The following is a 22255-nucleotide window of genomic DNA, read 5'->3' as shown; positions in this document are numbered from 1 at the left end:
TGGGCGAGGTCGTCGAGGTTCGCGTTTTTGACGCGAACCTCTTCGACAAGCTCACCAGCCTGATCGATTACTGCCACTTGCGCGTACCGCTTGTGTAAGTCGATTCCGAGGTACATGGTTCGTTCCTCCGGGACGCCGGTGCGTGAACAGAAATTCACCTATGCGGGCTTTCCCGGATGCCGCGCCTCGCGGCATCCGGGCTGTCTCGCCCAAGTCTCGGCTTCCTACGCACTCGGACCAGTCAGCACGACGTGCTCTCGGGCACGGAACTCAGGTCGGTCTCTTGCGCCCCATACTTTGTTCACGCGCTCTATGGGTAGCAGAATTTCCATCGAGTCAGCACGAGGTCATGCTGTGCTATGTATTCAGATTCCATCACATTCCCCGGACGTAGTTACCGAGAGTAATTGTGAGTGAAGTCAGTCATATGTCGAGTTCGATGCTGCGGATATGGCGCGATCTCAGCACTGAACTGCTCGCGGATAGACGGGATGGCATTGGTCACGGACGACTGCATTCTCTCTTATAGTTCGACGAGAATAGTTAACACGTGACGCTCCAAACTCGTATGTGACACGCTCGAGCAGCGTGGAAGAGAAACGCGGGCGAAGTGCTGCAGCGGGCATTCGAGGACACGATGACACCGACTGCAACGGAACGACGGAATCGAACCGTGGTCTTGCTAACAGGAGGGACCAGTGGGATCGGGCGAGCTGCCGCGCGACAACTGGCGGCTCGGAACGTAACCGTTCTTATTACTGGGCGGCGGCGTGCGAAAGGTGAGGCTGCGCTCAGCGAGATACAGGACGCCCACCCGAGCGGTGAGGGTGCGTTCTATCGGACGGACTTCGCCGAGCAGAGTGACGTCCGCCGCCTCGCTCGGGACGTCCAGGCTGATTTCGACCGCCTTGACGTCCTCCTTAACAACGCTGGCACGGGCCAGGGAGAGAGAACCCTGACCAACGACGGGCTCGAACTGACGTTCGTGGTCAACTTCGTGGCACCATTCCTTCTCACGAACCTGCTCGTTCCACGGTTACGCGAGAGCACCCCGGCACGTGTCCTGAGTACCGTGACGGTCGCGCAGCACGACAAGGCCTATGACATGCGTGAAGGGGACCTCTCGAACTTAGATGCCGTCGCAACGGGTGAATCGTTCGAGCTTGAACAGGCGTACGTCAACTCGAAGCTGGCGCTCCTGCTGTTCACCTACGAGCTCGCCGACCGCCTCGCCGGGACTGGGGTGACGGCGGCGAGCGTCAATCCTGGCCTGATCGGCACGACCGATATCACCCGGAACGCCCCGCTGGGCGGGACCAAGGTTTCACACTGGATTGCGGCACTCCTCGCTCGAATCGCGCCTCTCGGCCCGATCGAAACCGAAGCAACAGCCGGGGAGATGCTCGTCCACCACGCCATGGACCAAGAACTCCCGGACGGAGAGGCCGTCTACTTCGACCGATGGGAACAGGCCGACCCAGAACCACGAGCCACGAATCAAACACTCCGCGACCGGCTCTGGACCTTCACCGCCGACCTCACGGGCCTCACCGAGACGGGGGCAATGGGAAAAGCATAACCTCAGTCGATATGCTGCCGGAGGGGAACGTGGCCATGCCTTGTCAGGGAATGTGACTTCGGCACCTGACCATTCCCTCTGTATTCACCTATGGAAACGCTGCTGACCAATCAAACCACCGCTGACGACAAAATAATTACGCCGTCCCGGTGCAGTCCTACGGTCCCAGCCAACGGGCGGGGCGGCACGACTCTGCGGGGCGGTCGCTGTCGGGCGATAGCAGTCGCTCACGACGGCCTCGACCGGCCACTGCGGGCCGCCAAGCGGGCGGCCCGCAGGTCCCTCGTCGCCGCGATTACACTGCGATCGTCACTGTCGAGTTGCTTGCTCCGGTGACTCGGGACGCCAGCGCGTGAAGTAGAGATTCACCTATTCGGGCTTTCCCGGATGCCGCCGGGAGCGGCATCCGGGCTGGTGCGCCCATGATTCGACTTCCTTCGCGCATGGACCAGTCAGCACCACGTGCTCTGAGGCACAGAATACAGCTCGGTCTCTTGCGTCCCATGCTTGCTTCACGGTCTCCTGGGATAGCAGCGTTTCCATCGAGTCAGCAAGCAGTTCGTGCCAACTGCTCGGTGGAATCTGCCTTACTCTCCCAACTCCTCTCTCTATCGAACGATCCAATCGACTCTGTTTCGACCCTCACTGGTGACCGACTCGCGCGCTGTATTCAGCACGGCCACAGAAAACTCACCGAACGCTGTCAGTAGTGGCGTGACACATACAGAGGGTATCTACAGCAGAGTGGTAACCTGACAATACATAATACATTTTCACCACATGAGTGTATTGTGGTTGACTCCACGTGAAAGGGTCGCTCAGCCCGGCCAGAGCGCCCACCATTGCGGTGGGTGGCCTGAAAGATGGCCACGATGGTTCAAATCCATCCCCTTTCGTTCTGTTTCCCCTTCTGAACTTCGTTAGTGTAAGAAAAGAAGTTCAGTGACCGACTTGCGTCCTGTATTCAGCACGGCCCCAACAAATCATCAGCGGCTGAGGATTTCAATAGAGCCAGATCAGTCAGAGTTCAACCGCAACCTGCTGCTCGAAGGCGTAGGCGCTCGCGAGGGCGGTCGCATCGTCGAAGCGATCACCGACGAACATCAGCCCAACAGGAAGGCCATCAGACTGACCGGCAGGAACGCTGATCGCTGGGTGGCCGGTGTTGTCGAACGGTGCTGTGTTGGGGAGCATATTCAGCGCACGGTCGATCGCTTCCACTCGTGAGATGTCGCGGTTGACCTCGTGTGCGGTCTGCGGCGTCGTTGGCATCGCGAGGACGTCCACGTTTTCGAGGACCTCGTCGTATGCAGCCGTGAGCTTGCGGGCGAGATTCTGCCCTTTCGCGTGGTAATGCCCTCGATATTCATTCGAAAGGTACTGTCCGGCGATCAGTGTGAGCTTCATCGTTGAGAGGTAGTCGTCCGCCTGCGCACGCCGAGCTCGGCCGAAGGCGTCCGCGAACTGCGTGTCATAGAAGCCCTTTCCGTAGTGGCCAACACACTCGGCGTTCACCGTCGCGGTGATTTCTTCGAGACCGATCGCATTCCATATCGGGAGTCCATCGAGGTGCATCGGGACCGAGACCTCGGTTACCTCGGCGCCAGCATCTTCGAACGCCGCAAGTGCATCACGAACCGTCTCGTCGACGCCCGGTTCGCTCTGTTCGTGGCCGAATCCCTCTTCGAGCACGCCGACGGTAATCTCCGCTGGGTCGACTCCCAACGCATCGCTGTACTGCTGCGTCGCCACCGCACCCTGTCGAGGGTCAAGTCCGTCTGCACCAGCGAGCACATCGAGCAGAAGTGCGCACTCTTCGACGGTCGAGCACATTGGCCCGACGTGGTCGAACGACCGACCTAGCCCGGCGACACCGGTGTACGGAACGAGGCTGTGGGTGGGCTTGTGGCCGACTATCCCACTCCACGCAGCTGGAATCCGAATCGAGCCGCCTTGGTCACCGCCGATCGCGACGTCGACGTCACCGGTCGCAACCGCCGCGGCGCTGCCGCTTGAGGAACCACCGGCGATGTAGTCGTCGTCACGGGGATTGAGGACCGGACCGGTTGCGGAGAGTTCGCCACTCCCCGACAGCGCCATATCCTCCATATTGAGCTTCCCCGTGATTGTCGCGCCCGCATCGAGCAGCCGCGTGACAATCGTCGCATCGGTGGAAGGAACGTACCCCTCAAACAGCTTTGAGCCGAGTGTCATCTCGACGCCTGCAAGCGAAACGGAGTCTTTCAGACCGACCTCGTACCCTGTTAGCGGCCCGTCCTCAGCACCCTGTACCTCACACTTGCGGACGAACGCGTTCAGCGGGTCCTCCTCGGCGTCGGGTCGATACCCAGGGTCACGTGTGTGGTATTGGACAGCCGGTGTCGGATCCGGCAGTTCATCGATCCGCTCGTAGCCGCCCAGCATCCCCTCGATGATCGCCGCGAAGTCAGCGACCTCATCGTCTGAGAGGCTCATGTGATGCTGCTCAGCGAGTTCGCGGATCTCTTCAGGCGTTGGCGGTTGGATATTCGGTGGCGATTCTGACATGACACTTTGTGCTTGTCATGCGTTCACAAATATCTATTCGTCGACTACGGAGCGGTGAAGACGGCATCCTTCGATCTAGATCGGTGCCGACGTTCGCGAGGGAGTGGTACTCCTCCGGATCCGATCTAATCCTGTGTCTGACTCATCAACACATCTTTTTCTTATCAGCGCCCGAACAAATATGGAGAGCCGTAGGTTCCTCGCTGGGTGCTCGATTGCAACGGTTACTAGTCTATCCGGATGTAAAAGTGGGTCGCTCAGGGACGTAGCGTATTCAGGCCGCTATTCCGGAGACGAACTTCCATCGGCTGAGCCAATTTTCCAAGCCGAAGAGGGGGGTGCCCTTAGAACAAGGAGAAACAGCCGCATTCTTAGCGAACTCAAAAGTGGAACTTCGCGAGCAGATGGTCGCGGAGTCGGTTGCGATTGAATCCTGGGGAAACAACCAAGAGGTCGCCTTTCTGACCGCAATCAGTGTCGTACTCCCGATTCGTAGTCGGGTCACCTTCACTGAATCGAGGATCGCAGGGGCACGGTCCGGTTGAACGTCAAACCACAACCGAATGAAGAAGATGGGTCCGACCAATTAGGATTCCATTGCATGATGATCTATTGGGCCCAAGACTATCCGGTCGCTGATGAACCGACGAGTATCGAACTGATCGAATAGATCGTCGTTGCAAGCGATCAACGTTCTGCTGAATACACGCGCTCTAACTCGCGATTCTGTCGACGGGACCCCCGGCGAGTTCCTGTGACCGACTCGCGCCCTGAGTTCAGCACGCAGATTTCAGCAGGTAGGCTTCCTGTGATGTTACAAAATCAACGACCGCATCAAGCGCTCGATAGACGAACGCTATAGCAGTCGTCAGGAGTAGTTACTCACATTTGGGATAGAAAGTCGGTCAAGTGCAGTGTCGATCGCTGTGTTGAGTTCCTTGAGAGACACAAAGAATCGGTTGCTAAGAGCGTCTTTCAGTTGTCTCCAACACTCTTCAACCGGGTTTAACTCCGGTAAGTACGCCGGCAATCTCACGAGGGCGAAGTCGTCACGGGCCGCCAGGTCCGTGACGGACGACGCCCGGAAATACGGTGCCCCATCGAGTACGGCGATCATATCTTCTTGGAATTCTTCATACAATGCGAGAATGAAATGCTTCGCGTGGTCGGCGGTTACGTACTCCTCGAATCGTGAGAAGAAGCGATCACCGTTCTCGGTGATCGCGCCGAGTAAGCACATCCAGTCACGTTGCCCAGAGAGTTCGACCGATGGACGCGTGCCGCGCGGAAACCACGCGGCACGCGGCTCAGCTTGCACGGATTTCTTGGTTTGGTCGATACAAACTATCGTGGCGTCCATCTCTCGTCGCTTTTTTAGTTCGTCGTGAAACTCGTCTTGGTCTTCAGGCTCGGCTTTGGCGGCTGTTCGACGAGGGTTTTGGTAACTCAAACCCGCTTCTTTCATCAACCGCCGGTAGCTGGGGGGTTGAGTAGTCAACGTCGAACGTGTCTTCGAGAAAATCATTGAGGAGCGCCGGCGTCCACGCCGGCGCGTCGATTCCTGCTTCAGTGGGTGGCTGCTGAAGCGTTTGTCCAACTGCTTCTGTTGTTCTTCGGTGAGCTTACGTGGTCTTCCTGACCGATAATCGTCCTGAACAGCCAGCTGTAAATCGTTCGTCTCTGCATACCGTACCACTCGGCAAGTTCAGTTTGTGTGACGCCGTTTTTGTCCGCAATCGCTGCGGTAAGCCGTTGTGTCGGCTTATTTCCTTCAACTTCGTTGAGCGCCCGCTGAAGTTCCTCGACAGAGAGTTCGTCGAGATGGTCCATGAGTAACCACTAATATTTGGGTAGAAAGTTCTAACGCCCACTATAGTTGCGAATCGTTTTCTCGACGATTCCATGGCGTTTAGCCAACGTATCGAGTTGATCGCCCTGCTTGCGCCCGATCGCCGCGAGAACACGTTCTCGCGGCTTCCCTTCGTCTATCTGCTCTTTGAGCTCGTAGAGTTCTACAAGCGCGATTTCGTCGAGCCGCCCCATTACCAATCCTACTACGTCTATCGGTAAATTACCTCCTCCGCGACTGTGACACTGTTCGAACACCTTGAATTCGATTTTCTGTCGGAGTACGACGTGCTCGCCCCCGCTCGCCGGGGGCGAACACGAGTTCACCAGCCGCCAGATCTCTTTCGCGGCTTTCTGAACTGCTACTACAGGAACATCTACGGCACACGCCCGGTTACACGAGAACTCCAGCACAGCCCCGTCTGGTACTACTTTGGACTCGACAAACTGCCATCCAGAGACACCATTGACCGCTTTTCTCACCGACCTTGAACACGTTGTTGACGATGTCTTCGACAGGCTCGCTGAGCAGGCCGCCGCCCGCGGCCTGATCGACTCCACGTACTCGATCGATTTGACCACGTCGAAGCAATCCAGTACAACGACGCTGCATCGTGGAACTACGATCCAACAGCCAAGGAGTACTACTACGGCTTCGGCTGTGCGACCGTCTCAACCGGCGCAAAGAACCCGATAGCAGCGGAATTCACGACCAAACAAGCGGATCAAGAGACCGCGATACACCGATCTGGGTGCTTGGAGACAGCGCCTACGATATCCTCGATTGGCACGACCCTGCGGCCAGCAGGTGGTCGTACCAATCGCTCCGTACAACCCGCGAAACACCGACGATCCACTCGATATTGAGCACAGGGTCGAAAACCGCATCACCGAATACAGCGAGGACGTTCAGCTGAATGAGTCCATCTTGGAGGAGACGTACAACCACCGGACAGGAGCCGAACGAACCAACGATGTAGTCAAGGACTGCGGCCTCGGGCGTAGACATGCCCGAGGCCGCGTCCACGCACGAACAGAAGTGTTCGTTGCGCTCTGCCTACGACTCGTCGTTGCAATCACCAACTACGAGCGAGGAAACGATCCGGACTGCGAGATGCTATGAGATGGATTCTATGACACGCTCTTCATTGAGGTAAACCCACAGACAGTGCAGCGAGACGAGAGCGTAGTCGGCGAAGCCGCCAGCCTCTTCGGGGGCGGCGACTTCACCTCGGCCACCAACAGCGTTTTTTAGCTAACGTGACCGCTTTGCTCGTGAAGCGGGTGATTTTTGATATAGGCATCGATGGTTTCCCGCTTCATCTTCCAAGTTCTAACGGTCGAAACCGACGTCATCTAGTGATTTACCAGAGCCGGGGAGAGCGTTTTAAACACATTCTTTCCCACGCGGTCTACCACGATAACTTCGTCGACAGAACGCAGTCTCTCGGTTTCTCGGCTTAACCGAACACGCATGATCGACAGAGCGAACAGACACGTCTTCAATTTGAGTCAATTCAGATAGGCGTCTGTCGGCCTGACGTATCAGAAACATCTATCCCGATAGCGAGAGTCAAAGCGAGTATGGAGATCGTCGACGAGAATAGCGTCCGCCGTATCCATTTCAACCGCCCACAGTCGAAAAACGCGATGACGACGGACGTGGCACGGGAGTTAGCGAGCGCAATCGAAGAAGTAACCACAGAGTACGACGCCGTCGTAGTTACCGGACAGGAAGACGCCTTCAGTGCCGGCGGGGACATTGAAGCGATGGCGACGCGGTCGGAAACGGCGGACGAAGCGTACACCCGCGTACGGTCAACGCTCGGACAGGTCGCTGAGGCCGTCCTCACCGCTCCAGTACCAGTCGTCGCGCGCGTGAACGGCGACGCCGCCGGTGCCGGTCTCTCGCTCGTCGCTGCGAGCGACTTCGCCTACGCCGTGGAGTCGGCCCGCTTTGGAGCGTCGTTTATCAACGTTGGGTTGGTCCCGGACATGGGTGGGACAGTGACGCTTCCGAGAATCGTCGGCCTCCGAGAAGCGAAGCGACTGGCCTTTACGGGCGAACTGATTTCGGCCGCCGAAGCCGCGGACCTTGGTCTAGTAAACCACGTCGTCGCCGAGTCAGAACTGGACGAAGCCGTCGAGGGCCTCCTCGAAACGCTCAGTTCCCAACCCACAGAGGGAATTGCACTTGCAAAACAAGCCCTCCACGACAACTTGGGACGAACCTGGAGCGACGGGTTAGAACACGAAGCGTCGATACAGACCCGCGCCTACGATACGGCGGCACACGAGGAAGGCGTGACGGCGTTCCTGGAGGGACGACGACCGGACTTCGACTAGTGAGAGGGTTCAGTACGCGCATTCTGCTGTTGTGACAGTCGGGTGGCGGTAGCGATGAGGCGGCACAGTCAGTGGATGAGTTGTTCGAACAGTGCTCGTTCGCCGCGGTGAAGACGTTCCAGAAACGCCGACTTGCTAATCCCGAGTTGGTCGGCCACCCCTTCTGCGGAGACGTCGCGGGGAATTTCGAAGTAGCCCATGTCGAGAGCAGTGCGGATACTCTCCTCCTGACGGGGCGTGATGTCCCATTGCTGGGCGATGGTTCCCTCCTCGTCCGACTTGAGTGGATAGATGCGTTCAAGGTTCACACCGACCGTTTCAGCGGCGGTTTCCATCACCCCCTGCAGGACGTCGTGTCCGACGACGGCTCCGGTAATCACCGCTCCGCTACTTCGATATTGGAGTTCTTCGATCATGAACCCGGCACTGACCAGTTCGTGGACAACGGAGGGCTGTTTCGACAGACAGCGGTAGTTGTTCCGGTCGTCGCTTCGAGAGACGTGCAGAAACCGGATACGGTTGTCCGCGTCGAGTATCTCGACGAGTTTTTCCGAGGTCAACGAACTGAACCGAAGGAGCGCGTTCCCGTCTCGGCGCAACTGCGGTGGATGGGCGTCGATAGTAACGTCGCTTTGCTGTGCTGCCTCGGCTAACGGGCAATCGCCGTCCTTGATGTGGAACTCGACGATGAGGCATTCCTCAATCATTGCGTATACCACTACGACTCCGCTGATGACATATAAACCCACTATATGTAGCACTGAACGAGTAAGTGTCCATTCCGTATACTACAGTACGAAGTCATGGATTTGGACACTGTCAAAGAGAGGGCAGCACCACGGGCGTTCAGCCCGAAGGATGACATGCCCGAGGAGTATCGAAAAGCGGCGACGCGGATGATTCAGTTCCACGCGAACAGCGAAATTATGGGGGGGTACCTTGAACGCCCGTTCATTCGTGAGGCACCCAGCCTCGAACGGAAGCTTGCATTCAGCGCGAAGGTACAAGACGAACTCGGCCACGGACAACTGTTGTACCGTGCCGCCGAATCGCTCGGCGTCAAAACCCGCGACCAGATGCTCGACGAACTGGCAAGCGGCGAAGGGAAGTTCCTGAACTGCTTCCACTACCCGCTGGAGTCGTGGGTGGAGACGCCGATGATTTCCTTCTTCGTCGACGGGGCCGCCATGCGACGTCAGGCGACGCTGAAGAGCACGAGCTGGGAACCCTACGCACACGCCATGGACAAGGTGTGTTTCGAAGAGGGCTTCCACGTCAAACACGGCGAAGACATCCTCCGGACGCTCGCACGCGGTTCGAAGAAAGAACAGGAGATGCTGCAGGATGCGTTCGACAAGTGGTGGCCGCGCATCATCCAGTTCTTCGGGCCGACGGACGACCAGTCGACGCACCACGACTTCGCCTCTGAAGTCGGACTGAAGCAGGTTTCGAACGACGAACTGCGCCAGTCGTTCCTGAACACCTACATCCCCAAGGCCGAAAAGTACGGTCTCGAAATTCCGGAGACACCGCGAATCCGCGAGTTGGACGACGGGACGTACAAAGTCGAAGAGGACGATCTCGACTGGGAGGAGTTCTTCCAGATTTCGAAGAACGAGTACGAACCGGGGAGAGGCCAAATCGACGCGCGGGGCGCCGCACAGGAGGCGACGGAATGGGTCAGAGAGGCCCTCAACGATTTCGAAACGAACACCGGCGGACGAACGCAAGTTGCGGCTGATTAATCAACGATGATCTGGGAAGTATTCAGACAAGAAGACGCGGGCGACTCCCACACTCACGTCGGAAACGTGCACGCACCGGACAGAGAGATGGCATTGCTGTTTGCACAGGTTCAGCACGCACGCCGAAAACCGACGAACAGCCTGTGGGTTGCCTCGCAAGAGGAAATCGGCGAAATGGGGGCCGAAGAGAGCGCCTTCGGCGGGACGACTAACAAGTCCTACCGGTGGGCGATGACGTACAACTACGAACCGACCGCCGAGGAAGTCGCCGAGTCCGAGAGCGAACAGGCGGAGGCAGACAGAGCGCGGAGTGGTGACTGATGGCTGCTGCTGACGAACAGTCGCTCGACAGCATGGAAACGCTCAGCGAACGCCAGCGTGAGGCGGTGCAGACGGAACTGTTCCAGTTGGCCGACGACGAACTCGTCCTCGCGGACCGCTACACCGAATGGCAGGTGCGCGCACCGACTATCGAGTCAGACCTCGCTATCGCGAACATCGCACAGGACGAACTCGGCCACGCCCGGCTGTGGTACGACCTGCTCGAAGACTTCGGCTACTCCGAGTCCGACCTCATCTGGGAGCGTGACGGTAGCGATTTCAAACACGCGACTCTCGTCGAATTGCCGTTCGGTGACGGCGACTGGGCGGACTGTATCGTTCGCGGATACTTCTACGACACCGCAGAACATCTGCGGTTGAACGCACTCGCAGACTCGTCGTTCGAGCCCCTCGCGAATCGCGTCGGCAAGGTCCTCGACGAGGAAGACTATCACATCGAACACGCCCGGAGCTGGCTCCAGCGAGTCGCAACCAGTGACGAGAGCCGGGAGCGCATTCAGGACACCGTCGACCGCCTCTTCCCGTATGCGCTCGCCCTGTTCGAACCCGGTGACGAAGCGGTCGAAGCGGCAGTCGTCGAGGAAGGAATCCGAAGTGAGCCACTCGCCGAACTTCGCGAGGAATGGCACGATCAGGTCAGCGAGTTCCTCGAATCCATCGGCGTCGGCGTTTCGCAACTCGACTTCCCGGAACAGTACGACACGCACGTCTCCCCGGACAACCTGCCAGACCACCTCGGGCGCGACGGCGACCACACCGAACACTGGGACGTCCTCTTCGCAGAGATGACGAACGCGTATCGGGAACTCGATCGGACGTCCACCGCCCACTTCATGCAAGACCCAGCAGATGAGTAGCGACCACTCGGAGCTCGAAGACGGCCACACCCCCTGTGCCTACACGGACTACAGCGAGGGCTCTGCCGTCGAAGAGCTTCCAGCGACCGGCGAGGACGCTGACGGCGTCGAGGCATCTATCTGGGACGTGCTCTACGACATCGAAGACCCCGAGATGCCGATTAGCATCGTCGATCTGGGTCTCATCTATGGCGTCGACGTCACGGACGGAACGGCGACAGTCGACATGACACTGACCTACACTGGTTGTCCCGCACGGGACATGCTCACCGAGCAAATCAAACGCGCCGTTGCTGACGTCGACGGCGTCGAATCGGTCGACTTGCGGATGGTCTGGAGTCCCGGCTGGTCAATAGAGATGGTGACCGAACAGGGGAAAGAAGACCTGCGCGACTTCGGTCTGAGCATCTGAATATGATTCGCAACCTCGACCCGAGCGTCGACACCAGCGGCAAAGACAAACAAGCCCTGCCCCTATTGCGGTTCGACGGATACAGAGCGCGAACATCCGAAAGGTCCCTCACTGTGTCGTTCGATGCACTACTGCCACAGATGTGAACAGCCGTTCGAACGGTTCGAGTAGTCGACCCAGCAAAAGCGACTCGGAGCCCTTAGTGTTCGACACTCAGACGGGCACGCTGCTGTGAGTTTTCGCCTCTCGTTGTCCGTCGTGTGGGTTTCCTGCGGTAGTTTTCTGACGACGTAGTTTACAGAAGATGACAACAATAAGTGGGACAAGAAAGTCGTGGAGTAACTGGGGAGCGCCTAGCCGAGATTGATGTTAACGTTCTTCGCTTGCGTGTATTCGTGAATCGCCTCGGTGCCCTGTTCACGGCCACTGCCGCTCTCTTTGGTCCCGCCGAACGGCGTCTGCGGGAAGGTGACGGGGTACTCGTTGACCGAAACCATCCCGTAGTTGAGGCCGTCGGTGACGGTGTGGGCCGTCGACAGGTCGTTCGTCCAGACACCCGCCATCAGGCCGTATGGCGAGTCGTTAGCGATTTCGATGACTTCCTCGCGGTCTTCGAACGTAATGACCGAGAGAACCGGACCGAATATCTCCTCGCGGGCGACGGTCATGTCGTTGGTGACGTCGGTGAGGACAGTCGGTTCGACGAAGTAGCCCTGGTCTTTGTCTTCGGGGACACCGCCGCCGGTGGCGACGGTTGCGCCCTCGTCGACGCCCGTCTGGATGTAGCCGAGGACTTCTTTCTGCTGGGACTTGCTGACCACGGGGCCCATCCGGGCGTCGTCGTCGATCCCGCTTCCGAGCGGCGTCGACTCGGCACCGTCCACAACTGCATCGACGACTTCGTCGTGAACGTCCTCGTGGACCAGCAGACGCGACCCGGCCCAGCACATCTGACCCGCGTTCATGAAGATGCCGTAGTGAACGCCGTTGGCGGCCGCCTCGATATCAGCGTCGGGAAAGACGATGTTCGGACCCTTGCCGCCGAGTTCGAGAGTGACGCCGGTGACGTTCTGAGCGGCCTTCTCCATGACGTTCTTGCCCACCCCAGTGCTTCCAGTAAAGGCGATGTGCGCGACGTCGTCATGTTCGGCGAGTGCGTTTCCAGCCTCGCGGCCGGACCCAGGGATGACGTTGACGACGCCGTCCGGGAGTCCTGCCTTCTCTGCGGCCAGACCGTAGTAGAGCGCAGAGAGAGGCGTCTGGCTTGACGGCTTGACGACTGCTGTGTTCCCACACGCGAGTGCGGGTGCCAGACTGCGGCCGGCGAGCTGGAAGGGATAGTTCCACGGGACGATGTGGCCGGTTACACCGAGTGATTCGCGCGTCGTGTAATTGAGCCGCTGTCCCGGGATGGGATTTTCCTCACCGCGGATTTTGTCGGTCCAGCCGGCGTAGTACCGGAAGGTGTCGATGACCATCTGGACTTCCATGCCCGCCTCAAAGGGCGTCTTCCCGTTGTCGTGGGACTCAACGAGCGTGATCTCGTCTTTCATCTCCTCGATAACCTCCGCCATGTCTCGGAGCAGTTCGCCGCGTTCGGACGGCGCCATCGTCGTCCATTCGCTGCCGCGAGACATCGCGTCGTCCCCTGCGGCGACGGCCGCGTTTACGTCGTCGGCGCTTGCCTTCTGGACTGTGGCGTATACGTCCTCGGTGGCAGGGTCTATCGTGTCGAACAATTCGCCGCCTTCCGAGTCAACCCACTCCCCATCGATAAACAGTTCTGTTGGGCCGGAATATTCCATACAATTCTGATATCGAGACACAATGGTATAAAGTTTATCTTTGTATATTATATAATTGAATTAACACATAAAGATGCCTCTACGGGGGACCGTCGCGAATGCGACGTCGGTCTATGTGGAGTGTTTTAGTCGTCGAAGTCGGTTTTCTTGATGAGGAACTTCATGTCGCCTTCGAAGACGACGGTTTCGTCCTGCTTGGTCATGGTGACGTCCAGCGTGACGAGTCCGACGTCATCGCGACTGCTGACTTCCTTCTTCCCCGCGACTTCGATCTCCGCCGAGAGGGTGTCGCCGATGAACACTGGGTTCGGCAGGTCCATGTAGTTCATGCCGAGGAACGCGTACGCCGTCCGTTCGACGATGCCACAGCGATAGACGAATCCAGTCGCCTGCACGAACGTCATCGGCCCGTGGGCGATACGCTGGCCGAAGTGGCCGTCCTCGGAGAACTCCTTGTTGGTGTGAAGTTCCGTCCAGTCGCCCGAAAGCGCAGAGTGCATCATGAAGTCGGCTTCCGTGACGGTGCGTCCGACGGAGACGAATTCCTGTCCGATTTCGTAGTCCTCGAAGTGGTGAGGCTCGTAGCTGTATGCCATGATAGAACGTATACAGATGGTCGCTAAATGCTTTTTCATCCAAACCCGACGGCAGGGAGACGCTCAAACGAGAAAAGCGGTAGTTCCCATCGAATCAGTTGATAGTCGCAGCTGGTTGAGTTAGATTCTCAAAAAGCGTTTGGATGGGTGGATATGAGATTTCTCTACCATCCAAACACTGTCCTTACCGCCTCTGACCTCGAAACTTAGCGATCGGACTCCAACTGGAACTTCCGCTCCCCGGCATCGAAGCTGAGTCTTCGACTCCAAGATCATTTGGGGTACTGTTACCCAAGCAGCCGTTGATCAGAAACACGGCTTGCTTGTCAGAGCGTTCGTGGCGTGCGATCTGGCCGATCGCACGCCCAAAGAAGTCGAAGCCCTCTACCAGAAACGCTCGGCAATCGAGACGGCCTTCCGGACGATGCACGAAGAGCGTGCGCGGACAAGCACACCTGATCCGGTGGTTCGGTCGTTGTTCATCCTTGTGAGTTGCTTGTTGCGCAATCTCTAGATGGTCGTTCAGGGGGGCGTGCTTGCCACGCCGCGATGCGGCGGGCGAGCACTACCCGTCTGGTTTCGATTTGAGTTGTTCCGCGAGTGAATTGACCATGCTCTTGAGGAGACGTTATGTCAGAAATGGGAAAACCCGATCAACCGTACCGGAATCCTGCCGACCTACAGCCAACTGGACGCGGGCGATCTTAGCTGCGTCCAGCGGCAGCCCCGTGCGTAAGCGACAGCTTCGCTTCTTGTCTGGACTGACGGCGCTCTCATTGGAGTGAGAGCGCCGTCTTGGACTGGACCATTTGCTCATCCGCACCAGTTACTCTCGTCCCGCTCCAGAAACCGAGTCAGCAATCAGGAATGATTTGAGCCACCGAAAGTGACACCAAAAAAAAACACTTTGAATCTGGACGATAGCTGAAGCACACGGATGAACGAGACAGACGAATCCATTCACGAACAGGTAAGCGACGATCCCTTCTGTGCGAACCTAGGTATCGACATTGCGGAGGTGTCGCCGGGCTTTGCAAAGACGACGCTGTCAGTCGAGGACCAGCACCTGAACTTCCACGGAACACTCTACGGTGGGGCAATCTACGTACTCGCCGACGCAGCGTTCGCGGCCGCCTCGAATTCGCACGGAGAGACGGCGGTGGGACTCGAATCGAACATTTCGTATCTTCAGGCGGCAGCAGTCGGCGACAAACTAGTCGCGACTGCCAAGGAGACGTACGCCGGAAAGAAAACGGCCGAATACGAAGTGACAATCACTGACGGGTCGGATGAACGCATTGCGACGTTCCGGGGACGGGTGTACAAAACATGAGAGTATGTAAGGTCTAGCGCTCTTCTGTAGGAGAATGTTGATAGATCAGCTGTGGCTCTGGAATCGAAGAGGGCAACGACACCGCACTAGCGGTGTCCGACACGAATGATTCCGCTCGATGTGCTTAGCTCGGAATCGCTCGCAGCGGCCTGCTCTAACAGATTTGCTGGCGTGACGGTGGCCCTCGCCGCATCGAGGCGTCTCGAAGGACAAGTTGACACAGCATCTTCGCGCCTTTCAGCTACGCAGCGAGCTCTCCGAAAAATCTGGTCGAAAAGCACCCAAACACGCTGTTAAAGCGACTCTCTGAAATCAACAATGTGCTACACATGAGCAAAATCTAATTTGGCTCGCTTTTCGTGGAGAACCTGAACGCAACTACCTGTTTCAGGGGAACTGCTGATGGAACGACGACGTCTCCGGTCTTACCCCGTGAGATGACGCGACTGTGCAGTTAGCGGTGGTCGAAGACACGCTGAACCTTCCCGACTTCGGAACGTTCGATGTCCCCGGTGGGAACGAGGTCGATTTTGTCGGGCGTAAACGAGAGCACGTTCGAGAGGCGTCGCTCGATGCGCTTGCACACTTCCTCAGTGTCGCCCTCGAAGTCGTGGTCCTGTTCGATGGTCAACTCGAGGACGTCGAGGTTGTTCCGGCGATAGAGGTCGATCCGGTAGTGGGGTGCAACCTCGTCGAACTCGAGAACGACGTCCTCGATTTCGCTGGGGTACATGTTCACGCCACGGACGATGAGCAGGTCGTCTGCCCGTCCAGTGATGTTGTCCATTCGGACCATCGTCCGACCGCACTCACAGGTGTCGTAGTTGAGGCGCGTGAGGTCGCCAGTCCGGTATCGGAGAACCGGCAGGCCCTGTTTCGTCAACGACGTGATGACGAGTTCGCCTTCCTCGCCTTCCTCGACTGGTTCACCGGTCTCGGGATCGATGACCTCGGGGTAGAAGTGGTCCTCCCAGATGTGGAGACCGTCCTGGGCCTGTGCACACTCCATCGAGACGCCGGGACCGATAACTTCGGAGAGGCCGTAGATGTCGACGCCGGTCACGCCGAGACGCTCTTCGATTTCCTGGCGCATCGGTTCTGTACAGGGTTCGGCACCGAAGATAATTGTCGACAGTGGCAGGTCGCTAACGTCGACGCCCATCTCCGTTGCAGTCTCTGCAAGGTACAGCGCGTAGGAGGGAGTACAGCTCAGAGCGTCGCTTTCGAGATCCTGCAGCATTTCGACCTGTCGCTGGGTTTTTCCACCGCCAATCGGGATCACTGTCGCACCCAGTTCCTCGACCCCGTAGTGGAGGCCGAGACCGCCCGTAAACAGCCCGTAGCCGTAGGCGTTTTGCACCGTGTCGTCTTTCCGGGCACCGGCGGCGTACAGGGAACGGGCCGTGACTTCACTCCACACGTCGAGGTCTTCCTCCGTGTAGCCGACGATTTTTGGCTTGCCAGTCGTACCGGAGGATGCGTGAATGCGAAGGATCTCTTCGCGGTCGACCGCGAACAACCCGTCGGGGTACTGGTCGCGGAAGTCCTCTTTCGTGGTGAACGGTAGCTTCGTGATATCTTCGACCCCGGAGATGTCGTCGGGAGTGATATCCAGTTCCTCGAACCTCTCACGGTAGAACGGGACGTTCTCGTACACTCGTTCGACGGTCTGGATCAGTCGGTCGTCTTGAAGCCCCTTAATTTCGTTTCTAGAGGCGGTCTCTAGGCTGTTGTACGCCATGTGTATGAGTAACACTCTGAACAAAGGATAAAAATCATTTGGATTCCTTGCCGAACGTGACACATATGTTACTAAATATATTTGTGAAAAAGAGGGTCGCGGAAAATCGAACTCGAAGCCCCGGATGGTCGAACAGCCAGCGTACCCACACAGGTGATTTCCCCCTCGGAGGAACGGTATGAAGTCGGTGACGAAGTCATGAGTACGATACGATGGATCGACGAACAGAAAGACATGATTCGGTACGGCTTCAAAGATTGGGCGGCCCCAGACCAGAAGTAGCGTCAACGGTCAGATTTCCGTGGTTTCCCGAGAATCAGAGTCGTTCGAACAGCGTCGCGACTCCCTGCCCGAAGCCGACGCACATCGTCGCGAGTCCAAGATCGCCGTCGCGACGGTTCAGTTCGTGAAGGAGCGTCGTGGTTATTCGCGCACCGGAACAGCCAAGCGGATGGCCGAGTGCAATCGCACCGCCGTTCACGTTCAGTTTGTCGTCGGGGAATCCGAGTTCACGCTTGCAGTGGAGACTCTGGGAGGCGAACGCCTCGTTGAGCTCGACGAGATCGAGGTCTTCGACCGTGTAGTCGGTCGATTCGAGCAGGTTTCGCGTCGCTGGAATGGGGCCTCGTCCCATCACTTCCGGGTCGACGCCCACGACGGAGCGAGAGTGGATGCGGGCAAGCGGGTCAAGTCCGTGTTCTTCGGCATACGCTTCGGACGTAACGAGGAGGCCAGCGGCCCCGTCGGTCAGTGGCGACGCGTTTCCGGGCGTAACAGTCGCATCGTTGTCGCTTCGGAAGACGGTCGGCAAGTCTGCCAGTTTCTCCAGCGTCGTCCCTGGTCGCGGCGTCTCGTCGGTCTCTATTAGTTCGCCGTCGAGTTCGACCGAGACGAGTTCGTCGTCGAACCGCCCTGCGTTCCGGGCCTCGACTGCGCGTTCGTGAGAGCGAAGGGCAAACTCGTCCTGTTCGGTTCTGCTGATGTCGTGTCGGCGGGCAATCGTTTCGGCGGTCTGTCCCATCGAGAGTCGCTCAGCATCGTAGCGGTCCTCGATAGACGGATGGAGCCAGTCGGAGAACGGAACGCGGGTCATGTGTTCGACGCCGGCAATGGGGTAAACCGCACCGTCGCCAGCCTCGATTGCGCGAGCGACGTCGTTCAATGCGGTCAGTGACGACCCGCACAGTCGGTTGAGGGTCCCACCGGGTACAGTCTCGGGAAACCCGCCGGCCAGGAGACACTGCCGTGCGAGATTCCGTCCCTGATCGTTTTCCTGATTCGCACAGCCGAGTCGGAAATCGACCCACTCGGACGGATCGACGCCGGTCCGTTCAACGAGAGCATCGAGAACTGCGACGACCAGGTCTTCCGGGTATGCTTCGGACAACGCTCCGTCGTTTCGTGCTTGCGGGGTTCGAACTGCATCGACGACGACAGCATTCGCTGAGTTACCGGTCATACGTGATGATGTACGGGAGTCGTCTCCTGTACCTTTCGGTTCGTGCAACTTGCGAGCACGATTGAGAAAACCTAATAGCTCTGGATAGACAGTAACAGCCACGAATGAAGGTAACAGTCCTTGGAGCCGGTACTATGGGGCACGGAATCGCACAGGTTTCTGCGATGGGGGGTCACGACGTGTACATCAGAGACATCGAGGAGTCCATCGTCGACGAGGGCCTTGACGCCATCGAAGCGAATCTTCAGGGTGGAGTCGACCGCGACAAACTCACCGAGGAACAGATGGCCGACACGCTCGACCGGTTGACGGGAACGACCGACCTCAAGGAGGCAACCGACGGAACGAGCATCGTCGTCGAGGCTGTCCCCGAGAATATCGACCTGAAGAAGAACATCTTGAGCGACGTCGAAGAACAGGTTTCGGCGGACACCGTTCTTGCCTCGAACACGTCCTCGCTCGCCGTGACTGAGATTATGAGTACGCTCGAAACACCCGAACGGGGAGTCGGACTGCACTTTTTCAATCCGGTCCACATCATGAAACTCGTCGAAATCGTCCACGCAGAGCAGACGTCAGCGGAGACGAAATCTCTCGTCAAGGAGTTCATCGAAGGAATCGACAAGGTACCCATCGAAGTTCGTGACTCGCCGGGCTTTGCCTCTTCGCGTCTCGGCGTCGCGCTCGGCGTCGAAGCGATCCGAATGGTTCAGGAAGGTGTTGCAGAGCCGGAGGATATCGACACCGCGATGGAACTGGGGTACAACCATCCGATGGGACCCATCGAACTGAGCGACGTCGTCGGACTCGACGTGCGACTGGACATTCTCAACTACCTCCGGGAAGAACTGGGCGAACGGTTCCGACCACCGCAACTTCTCAAACGGAAGGTGCGTGCTGGCAAACTCGGTAAAAAGACTGGTGAAGGGCTCTACGTCTGGGAGGACGGCGAAATCGTCGGCGTGAGTGGGGACGTGGGTGAGAACTGATGTCCGACGTCACTAGCGTGGCAGCCGAGTGTGAAACTGTCGACGTCACAGTCGGCGAAGAAGTCGACAACGTCGCGACGATTACGATGACTCGACCTGACGCACGGAACGCGCTTAACAGCCAACTTCGCTCGGAGCTGAAACGCGTGATCGAAGTCGTCGATGACAGTGACGTCCGAGCGGTCGTTCTCACGGGCGCAGACGAGGCAAAAGCGTTCGTCGCGGGTGCGGACATCGAGGAACTCAGAGAGCGAAACGCCTTCGAACAGCGTGAAGCGAGCAAGCGCCCTCGCGTCTACGAGGTTGTCGACGACCTCTCGAAGCCGGTTATCGCCCGCATCAACGGCCACGCACTGGGTGGTGGCTGTGAACTTATCCAGAGCTGTGACGTCCGTATCGCTCACGAACGAGCGAAACTCGGACAGCCCGAAATCAACCTCGGCATCATTCCCGGTGGCGGCGGTACCCAGCGCCTCCCCCGTCTCGTCGGCGAAGGCCAGGCCATGCGGTTGATTCTATCTGGTGAACTCATCGACGCGCAGGAAGCGAAGGAGATCGGCCTCATTGACGTGGTCTGTGAGAGCGACGACGAACTCGACGAGGAGGTGTACGACCTGGCCAGTTCGATAGCCGACAAATCACCGATCGCGCTCGAGTTCGCCAAGGAAGCGGTGAAGGCCGCCTCACGAACTGACTTAGAACAGGGTATCGAGTACGAGGCAGAACTGTTCGCGCAGTTGTTCGCATCCGAAGACAAAAACGAGGGAATAGACGCCTTCTTCGAGGACCGCGAACCGGAATGGAAAGGAAAGTGACGGAGGCTCTTCAGTAACATCAACACTTTCTCGGCGATCCGAAGTCAGCGGCAAAGCGAGTCGTTATCGAGTGTTTCTCTCGATTTCTCAGCTGTTATATTCGACACGGTGAGAGTGCAGAACGACCGAGTCACAGATAGTTAATGTTCACACCGACTTCGCTCGTCGTGCTGATCAGCAGTTCGATTATCTGCTCTTCACCGAGTTGTTCGAGACGGTTATACGGCCCACTGATGCTCAACGCACCCCGAACCTCGTCGTTGGTATCGATGATGGGAGCACCGATACCCTTCACAGCGTTGATGTAGAACTGATCGTTGTACGCAATCCCCGTTTCACGAACCTTCTGTAACTCCGACTCGAGTTCAGACCGCGTGAGACCGACGGAATCCGGGTAGAGAGGATACTCGTACTGAGAGAGCAGTTCCGTTCGTCTAGATTCGGGCAGGTTCGCCAGTATAGCCTTTCCGCCAGCTATCTCGTACAGTTCGGTACGCTGGCCCACCTGAGTGTCTATCAGAATTGCATTCTCTCCCTGAACTGAGGCCAGAAACACCGACTGGTCGCCTTCTTCGACGACGAGCCACGCCTTCTCTCCCGTCTGTTCGGCGATGTGGTGGAGCGCATCGTGTGCTGCTTCGAAAACCTTCTGACCACGTTGAACGGAGCTCCCCACGTCTAGAAACTGCAGGCTGAGATGGTATCGCGATTGGTTGTCTTGGATGGCATACCCACGAGTTTTGAGCGCGGACAGATACGCGTGCGCCGAACTCTTGGTTAGCTCCAGTTCCTCGGCCAACTCCGTCACCCCAGTACTGCCGTTCGACTGGAGAAACTCGACGACGTCGAAGAGACGATCCACCGTGGTTAGCCTGCTTGCGGGGGTGGTCATATCTAACATGATGTAGCCGTTGATAATAAGTGTGTTCGTATATATTGAACATGAAATTTGTATTGTTCAGACATTAGGAAGGGTAGAAAAGAGAGTCGTTGACAGATTCGCAAGTGAACGGTCAGCAGTAGTGAAATACCAGCGGCGATCGTTTCGTGACCTATGATCCCGTCCAACATATGAGAACACACTCCCTTTATTGCACATACTGACTCACCGTACGAGTGAGTGTAGCGTGGTATTTGATTACGCTCTATTGGTATTCGGTTAAGACTAGAAGTAATACTCGGTGCCTACATGAACGGTGGATTCAGTCGCTCCGGGGACTGTTGCTCAAATTTCAACACCCGAGAGTTCGTCCTTCATGGCCTTAACCGAACACGTGGATTACGCTCGTAGAACTGTAACACTACTTCGTTCGAATATGAGAGAATTCAAATGCTCCGTTACAATCCTATACGCGTAAAGATATATGTACCAGATCTATATTGAATATATACGAACGACGATGCGAGCTGTGTGCACCGCTGCTTGCAGTGAGATTCGCCCATTTCAATAAATTAAACAAGTGAGGCTTGAATCTGGTAGGTACGGATGACCAAGATGGTTGACCTACTAGTGTTCCGTCAATCGTCAATTGAGGGGTAGAGTCGATACAATTTGATGCGAGCATCTTCGGTTGTGAATTGCCAGTTAATCTGAGACTTCTTCTTGTTTCGGTCTCCAACCCATGCAGCGACCTCCTGTTGGAGGGTCGCTGCATCGGGGATGCGGCGGTCAAGACACTGCCGGCTGAGGACGTTGATTTCGATCTCAGCCATGTTCAGCCAGCTGCCGTGAACTGGCGTGTAGTGAAACTCTAGCTTGTCGAGTATCCGCCGGGCGTGGGCCGGCGGATACGTCTCGTACAGCGCTCCTGGGCGGTGGGTGTTGAGATTGTCCAAGACAA

The 22255-nt window shown here is 57.5% G+C and carries 21 protein-coding genes, 1 tRNA gene and 4 pseudogenes; 13 read left to right on the top strand and 13 right to left on the bottom strand.

The features are described 5' to 3' along the window. A pseudogene (locus tag BSG17_RS26550) lies at positions 1-116 on the bottom strand (IS110 family transposase); the annotation flags it as partial. 521 nt (positions 117-637) lie between these two features. Between BSG17_RS26550 and BSG17_RS24865 the strand changes: the two are divergent. After that, on the top strand, positions 638-1579 hold the full coding sequence (locus tag BSG17_RS24865) for an SDR family NAD(P)-dependent oxidoreductase (protein ID WP_089828052.1): 942 nt from the start codon (positions 638-640) through the stop codon (positions 1577-1579). Between the two features lie 807 nt (positions 1580-2386). After that, positions 2387-2475 (top strand) — tRNA-Gln (locus tag BSG17_RS27390). A 124-nt stretch (positions 2476-2599) separates the two neighbouring features. On the opposite strand, the gene BSG17_RS24860 is transcribed toward BSG17_RS27390, so the two are convergent. From BSG17_RS24860 to BSG17_RS28845, 4 genes are all read right to left on the bottom strand, one after another. Beyond that, complete coding sequence (locus BSG17_RS24860; RefSeq protein WP_089828051.1) at positions 2600-4126, bottom strand: amidase; 1527 nt, start codon at positions 4124-4126, stop codon at positions 2600-2602. Between the two features lie 868 nt (positions 4127-4994). After that, positions 4995-5789, bottom strand: a complete 795-nt coding sequence (locus BSG17_RS24855) for an IS630 family transposase (protein ID WP_244531714.1) — start codon at positions 5787-5789, stop codon at positions 4995-4997. Further along, complete coding sequence (locus BSG17_RS28145) at positions 5693-5956, bottom strand: helix-turn-helix domain-containing protein (protein ID WP_244531713.1); 264 nt, start codon at positions 5954-5956, stop codon at positions 5693-5695. The genes BSG17_RS24855 and BSG17_RS28145 overlap by 97 nt, the downstream gene beginning before the upstream one ends. Before the next feature lie 30 nt (positions 5957-5986). Next, positions 5987-6556: a hypothetical protein gene (locus BSG17_RS28845; protein ID WP_211609339.1), complete on the bottom strand. Its 570-nt coding sequence runs from the start codon at positions 6554-6556 to the stop codon at positions 5987-5989. Positions 6557-6698: 142 nt separating this feature from the next. Here BSG17_RS28845 and BSG17_RS28840 point away from each other — a divergent pair, with 142 nt between their 5' ends. Beyond that, complete coding sequence (locus BSG17_RS28840; RefSeq protein WP_089828049.1) at positions 6699-7097, top strand: transposase; 399 nt, start codon at positions 6699-6701, stop codon at positions 7095-7097. 21 nt (positions 7098-7118) lie between these two features. Here BSG17_RS28840 and BSG17_RS24840 read toward each other — a convergent pair. Next, positions 7119-7272 (bottom strand): annotated as a pseudogene (locus tag BSG17_RS24840) (IS5/IS1182 family transposase); the annotation flags it as partial. 286 nt (positions 7273-7558) lie between these two features. On the opposite strand from BSG17_RS24840, the gene BSG17_RS24835 reads away from it, so the two are divergent. Beyond that, positions 7559-8320 carry an enoyl-CoA hydratase/isomerase family protein gene (locus tag BSG17_RS24835; RefSeq protein ID WP_089828048.1) on the top strand — a complete coding sequence of 254 codons (762 nt, stop codon included), beginning with the start codon at positions 7559-7561 and terminating at the stop codon, positions 8318-8320. Positions 8321-8388: 68 nt separating this feature from the next. Here BSG17_RS24835 and BSG17_RS24830 read toward each other — a convergent pair whose 3' ends face one another. Then, positions 8389-9027 carry a helix-turn-helix domain-containing protein gene (locus tag BSG17_RS24830; protein ID WP_089828047.1) on the bottom strand — a complete coding sequence of 213 codons (639 nt, stop codon included), beginning with the start codon at positions 9025-9027 and terminating at the stop codon, positions 8389-8391. A 96-nt stretch (positions 9028-9123) separates the two neighbouring features. On the opposite strand from BSG17_RS24830, the gene paaA reads away from it, so the two are divergent. The 5 genes and pseudogenes from paaA to paaE all read left to right on the top strand — a co-directional run bounded on the left by paaA (position 9124) and on the right by paaE (position 11847). Continuing rightward, complete coding sequence (gene paaA / locus BSG17_RS24825) at positions 9124-10065, top strand: 1,2-phenylacetyl-CoA epoxidase subunit PaaA (protein ID WP_089828046.1); 942 nt, start codon at positions 9124-9126, stop codon at positions 10063-10065. 6 nt (positions 10066-10071) lie between these two features. Further along, positions 10072-10386, top strand: coding sequence for a 1,2-phenylacetyl-CoA epoxidase subunit PaaB (paaB, locus tag BSG17_RS24820; protein ID WP_089828045.1), 315 nt, complete (start codon positions 10072-10074; stop codon positions 10384-10386). Further along, positions 10386-11264: a 1,2-phenylacetyl-CoA epoxidase subunit PaaC gene (gene paaC, locus BSG17_RS24815; protein WP_089828044.1), complete on the top strand. Its 879-nt coding sequence runs from the start codon at positions 10386-10388 to the stop codon at positions 11262-11264. Before paaB ends, paaC begins: the two co-directional genes overlap by 1 nt. Further along, positions 11257-11676 (top strand): 1,2-phenylacetyl-CoA epoxidase subunit PaaD, encoded by a 420-nt coding sequence (gene paaD / locus BSG17_RS24810; protein WP_089828043.1) that lies wholly within the window; start codon positions 11257-11259, stop codon positions 11674-11676. Before paaC ends, paaD begins: the two co-directional genes overlap by 8 nt. A gap of 5 nt (positions 11677-11681) precedes the next feature. After that, a pseudogene (gene paaE, locus BSG17_RS28510) lies at positions 11682-11847 on the top strand (1,2-phenylacetyl-CoA epoxidase subunit PaaE). A 182-nt stretch (positions 11848-12029) separates the two neighbouring features. On the opposite strand, the gene BSG17_RS24805 reads toward paaE, so the two are convergent. Beyond that, the gene (locus BSG17_RS24805; protein ID WP_089828042.1) at positions 12030-13481 is read right to left on the bottom strand and encodes an aldehyde dehydrogenase family protein; all 1452 of its coding nucleotides are present in this window, start codon (positions 13479-13481) and stop codon (positions 12030-12032) included. Positions 13482-13606: 125 nt separating this feature from the next. Continuing rightward, positions 13607-14077 carry a MaoC/PaaZ C-terminal domain-containing protein gene (locus BSG17_RS24800; RefSeq protein ID WP_089828041.1) on the bottom strand — a complete coding sequence of 157 codons (471 nt, stop codon included), beginning with the start codon at positions 14075-14077 and terminating at the stop codon, positions 13607-13609. Between the two features lie 937 nt (positions 14078-15014). Between BSG17_RS24800 and BSG17_RS24790 the strand changes: the two genes are divergently transcribed. Then, positions 15015-15410 (top strand): PaaI family thioesterase, encoded by a 396-nt coding sequence (locus BSG17_RS24790; RefSeq protein ID WP_089828040.1) that lies wholly within the window; start codon positions 15015-15017, stop codon positions 15408-15410. Positions 15411-15585: 175 nt separating this feature from the next. Then, positions 15586-15720: pseudogene (locus BSG17_RS24785) on the top strand (IS1595 family transposase); the annotation flags it as partial. 144 nt (positions 15721-15864) lie between these two features. Here BSG17_RS24785 and paaK read toward each other — a convergent pair. Together paaK and BSG17_RS24775 are read right to left on the bottom strand one after the other, a co-directional pair. After that, complete coding sequence (gene paaK / locus BSG17_RS24780) at positions 15865-17151, bottom strand: phenylacetate--CoA ligase PaaK (protein ID WP_089828039.1); 1287 nt, start codon at positions 17149-17151, stop codon at positions 15865-15867. Between the two features lie 316 nt (positions 17152-17467). Beyond that, positions 17468-18610: a thiolase family protein gene (locus BSG17_RS24775; RefSeq protein WP_089828038.1), complete on the bottom strand. Its 1143-nt coding sequence runs from the start codon at positions 18608-18610 to the stop codon at positions 17468-17470. Positions 18611-18714: 104 nt separating this feature from the next. Between BSG17_RS24775 and BSG17_RS24770 the strand changes: the two genes are divergently transcribed. Both BSG17_RS24770 and BSG17_RS24765 read left to right on the top strand, forming a co-directional pair. Beyond that, on the top strand, positions 18715-19599 hold the full coding sequence (locus BSG17_RS24770; RefSeq protein ID WP_089828037.1) for a 3-hydroxyacyl-CoA dehydrogenase family protein: 885 nt from the start codon (positions 18715-18717) through the stop codon (positions 19597-19599). Continuing rightward, positions 19599-20414, top strand: coding sequence for an enoyl-CoA hydratase/isomerase family protein (locus tag BSG17_RS24765; protein ID WP_089828036.1), 816 nt, complete (start codon positions 19599-19601; stop codon positions 20412-20414). The genes BSG17_RS24770 and BSG17_RS24765 overlap by 1 nt, the downstream gene beginning before the upstream one ends. 130 nt (positions 20415-20544) lie before the next feature. Here BSG17_RS24765 and BSG17_RS24760 read toward each other — a convergent pair whose 3' ends face one another. Together BSG17_RS24760 and BSG17_RS24755 are read right to left on the bottom strand one after the other, a co-directional pair. Then, on the bottom strand, positions 20545-21306 hold the full coding sequence (locus tag BSG17_RS24760) for an IclR family transcriptional regulator (protein ID WP_170864957.1): 762 nt from the start codon (positions 21304-21306) through the stop codon (positions 20545-20547). A 626-nt stretch (positions 21307-21932) separates the two neighbouring features. Then, positions 21933-22255 (bottom strand): transposase (locus BSG17_RS24755; RefSeq protein WP_170864956.1); only part of this gene is annotated, 323 nt, incomplete at its 5' end.

The sequence above is a fragment of the Halogranum amylolyticum genome, assembly GCF_900110465.1.
Classification (GTDB): domain Archaea; phylum Halobacteriota; class Halobacteria; order Halobacteriales; family Haloferacaceae; genus Halogranum; species Halogranum amylolyticum.
The sequence above is the reverse complement of the archived record's forward strand: the minus strand, read 5'-3'. Positions and strand labels throughout refer to the sequence as shown.

Coding starts and splice junctions, on each gene's coding strand:
- paaD (WP_089828043.1), top strand. CDS start 11,257: ATGAGTAGCGACCACTCGGAGCTCGAAGACGGCCACACCCCCTGTGCC.
- BSG17_RS24760 (WP_170864957.1), bottom strand. CDS start 21,306: ATGACCACCCCCGCAAGCAGGCTAACCACGGTGGATCGTCTCTTCGAC.
- BSG17_RS24805 (WP_089828042.1), bottom strand. CDS start 13,481: ATGGAATATTCCGGCCCAACAGAACTGTTTATCGATGGGGAGTGGGTT.
- BSG17_RS24790 (WP_089828040.1), top strand. CDS start 15,015: ATGAACGAGACAGACGAATCCATTCACGAACAGGTAAGCGACGATCCC.
- BSG17_RS24800 (WP_089828041.1), bottom strand. CDS start 14,077: ATGGCATACAGCTACGAGCCTCACCACTTCGAGGACTACGAAATCGGA.
- BSG17_RS24865 (WP_089828052.1), top strand. CDS start 638: ATGACACCGACTGCAACGGAACGACGGAATCGAACCGTGGTCTTGCTA.
- paaC (WP_089828044.1), top strand. CDS start 10,386: ATGGCTGCTGCTGACGAACAGTCGCTCGACAGCATGGAAACGCTCAGC.
- paaB (WP_089828045.1), top strand. CDS start 10,072: ATGATCTGGGAAGTATTCAGACAAGAAGACGCGGGCGACTCCCACACT.
- BSG17_RS24775 (WP_089828038.1), bottom strand. CDS start 18,610: ATGACCGGTAACTCAGCGAATGCTGTCGTCGTCGATGCAGTTCGAACC.
- BSG17_RS24835 (WP_089828048.1), top strand. CDS start 7,559: ATGGAGATCGTCGACGAGAATAGCGTCCGCCGTATCCATTTCAACCGC.
- BSG17_RS24765 (WP_089828036.1), top strand. CDS start 19,599: ATGTCCGACGTCACTAGCGTGGCAGCCGAGTGTGAAACTGTCGACGTC.
- paaA (WP_089828046.1), top strand. CDS start 9,124: ATGGATTTGGACACTGTCAAAGAGAGGGCAGCACCACGGGCGTTCAGC.
- BSG17_RS24860 (WP_089828051.1), bottom strand. CDS start 4,126: ATGTCAGAATCGCCACCGAATATCCAACCGCCAACGCCTGAAGAGATC.
- paaK (WP_089828039.1), bottom strand. CDS start 17,151: ATGGCGTACAACAGCCTAGAGACCGCCTCTAGAAACGAAATTAAGGGG.
- BSG17_RS24830 (WP_089828047.1), bottom strand. CDS start 9,027: ATGATTGAGGAATGCCTCATCGTCGAGTTCCACATCAAGGACGGCGAT.
- BSG17_RS28145 (WP_244531713.1), bottom strand. CDS start 5,956: ATGGACCATCTCGACGAACTCTCTGTCGAGGAACTTCAGCGGGCGCTC.
- BSG17_RS24770 (WP_089828037.1), top strand. CDS start 18,715: ATGAAGGTAACAGTCCTTGGAGCCGGTACTATGGGGCACGGAATCGCA.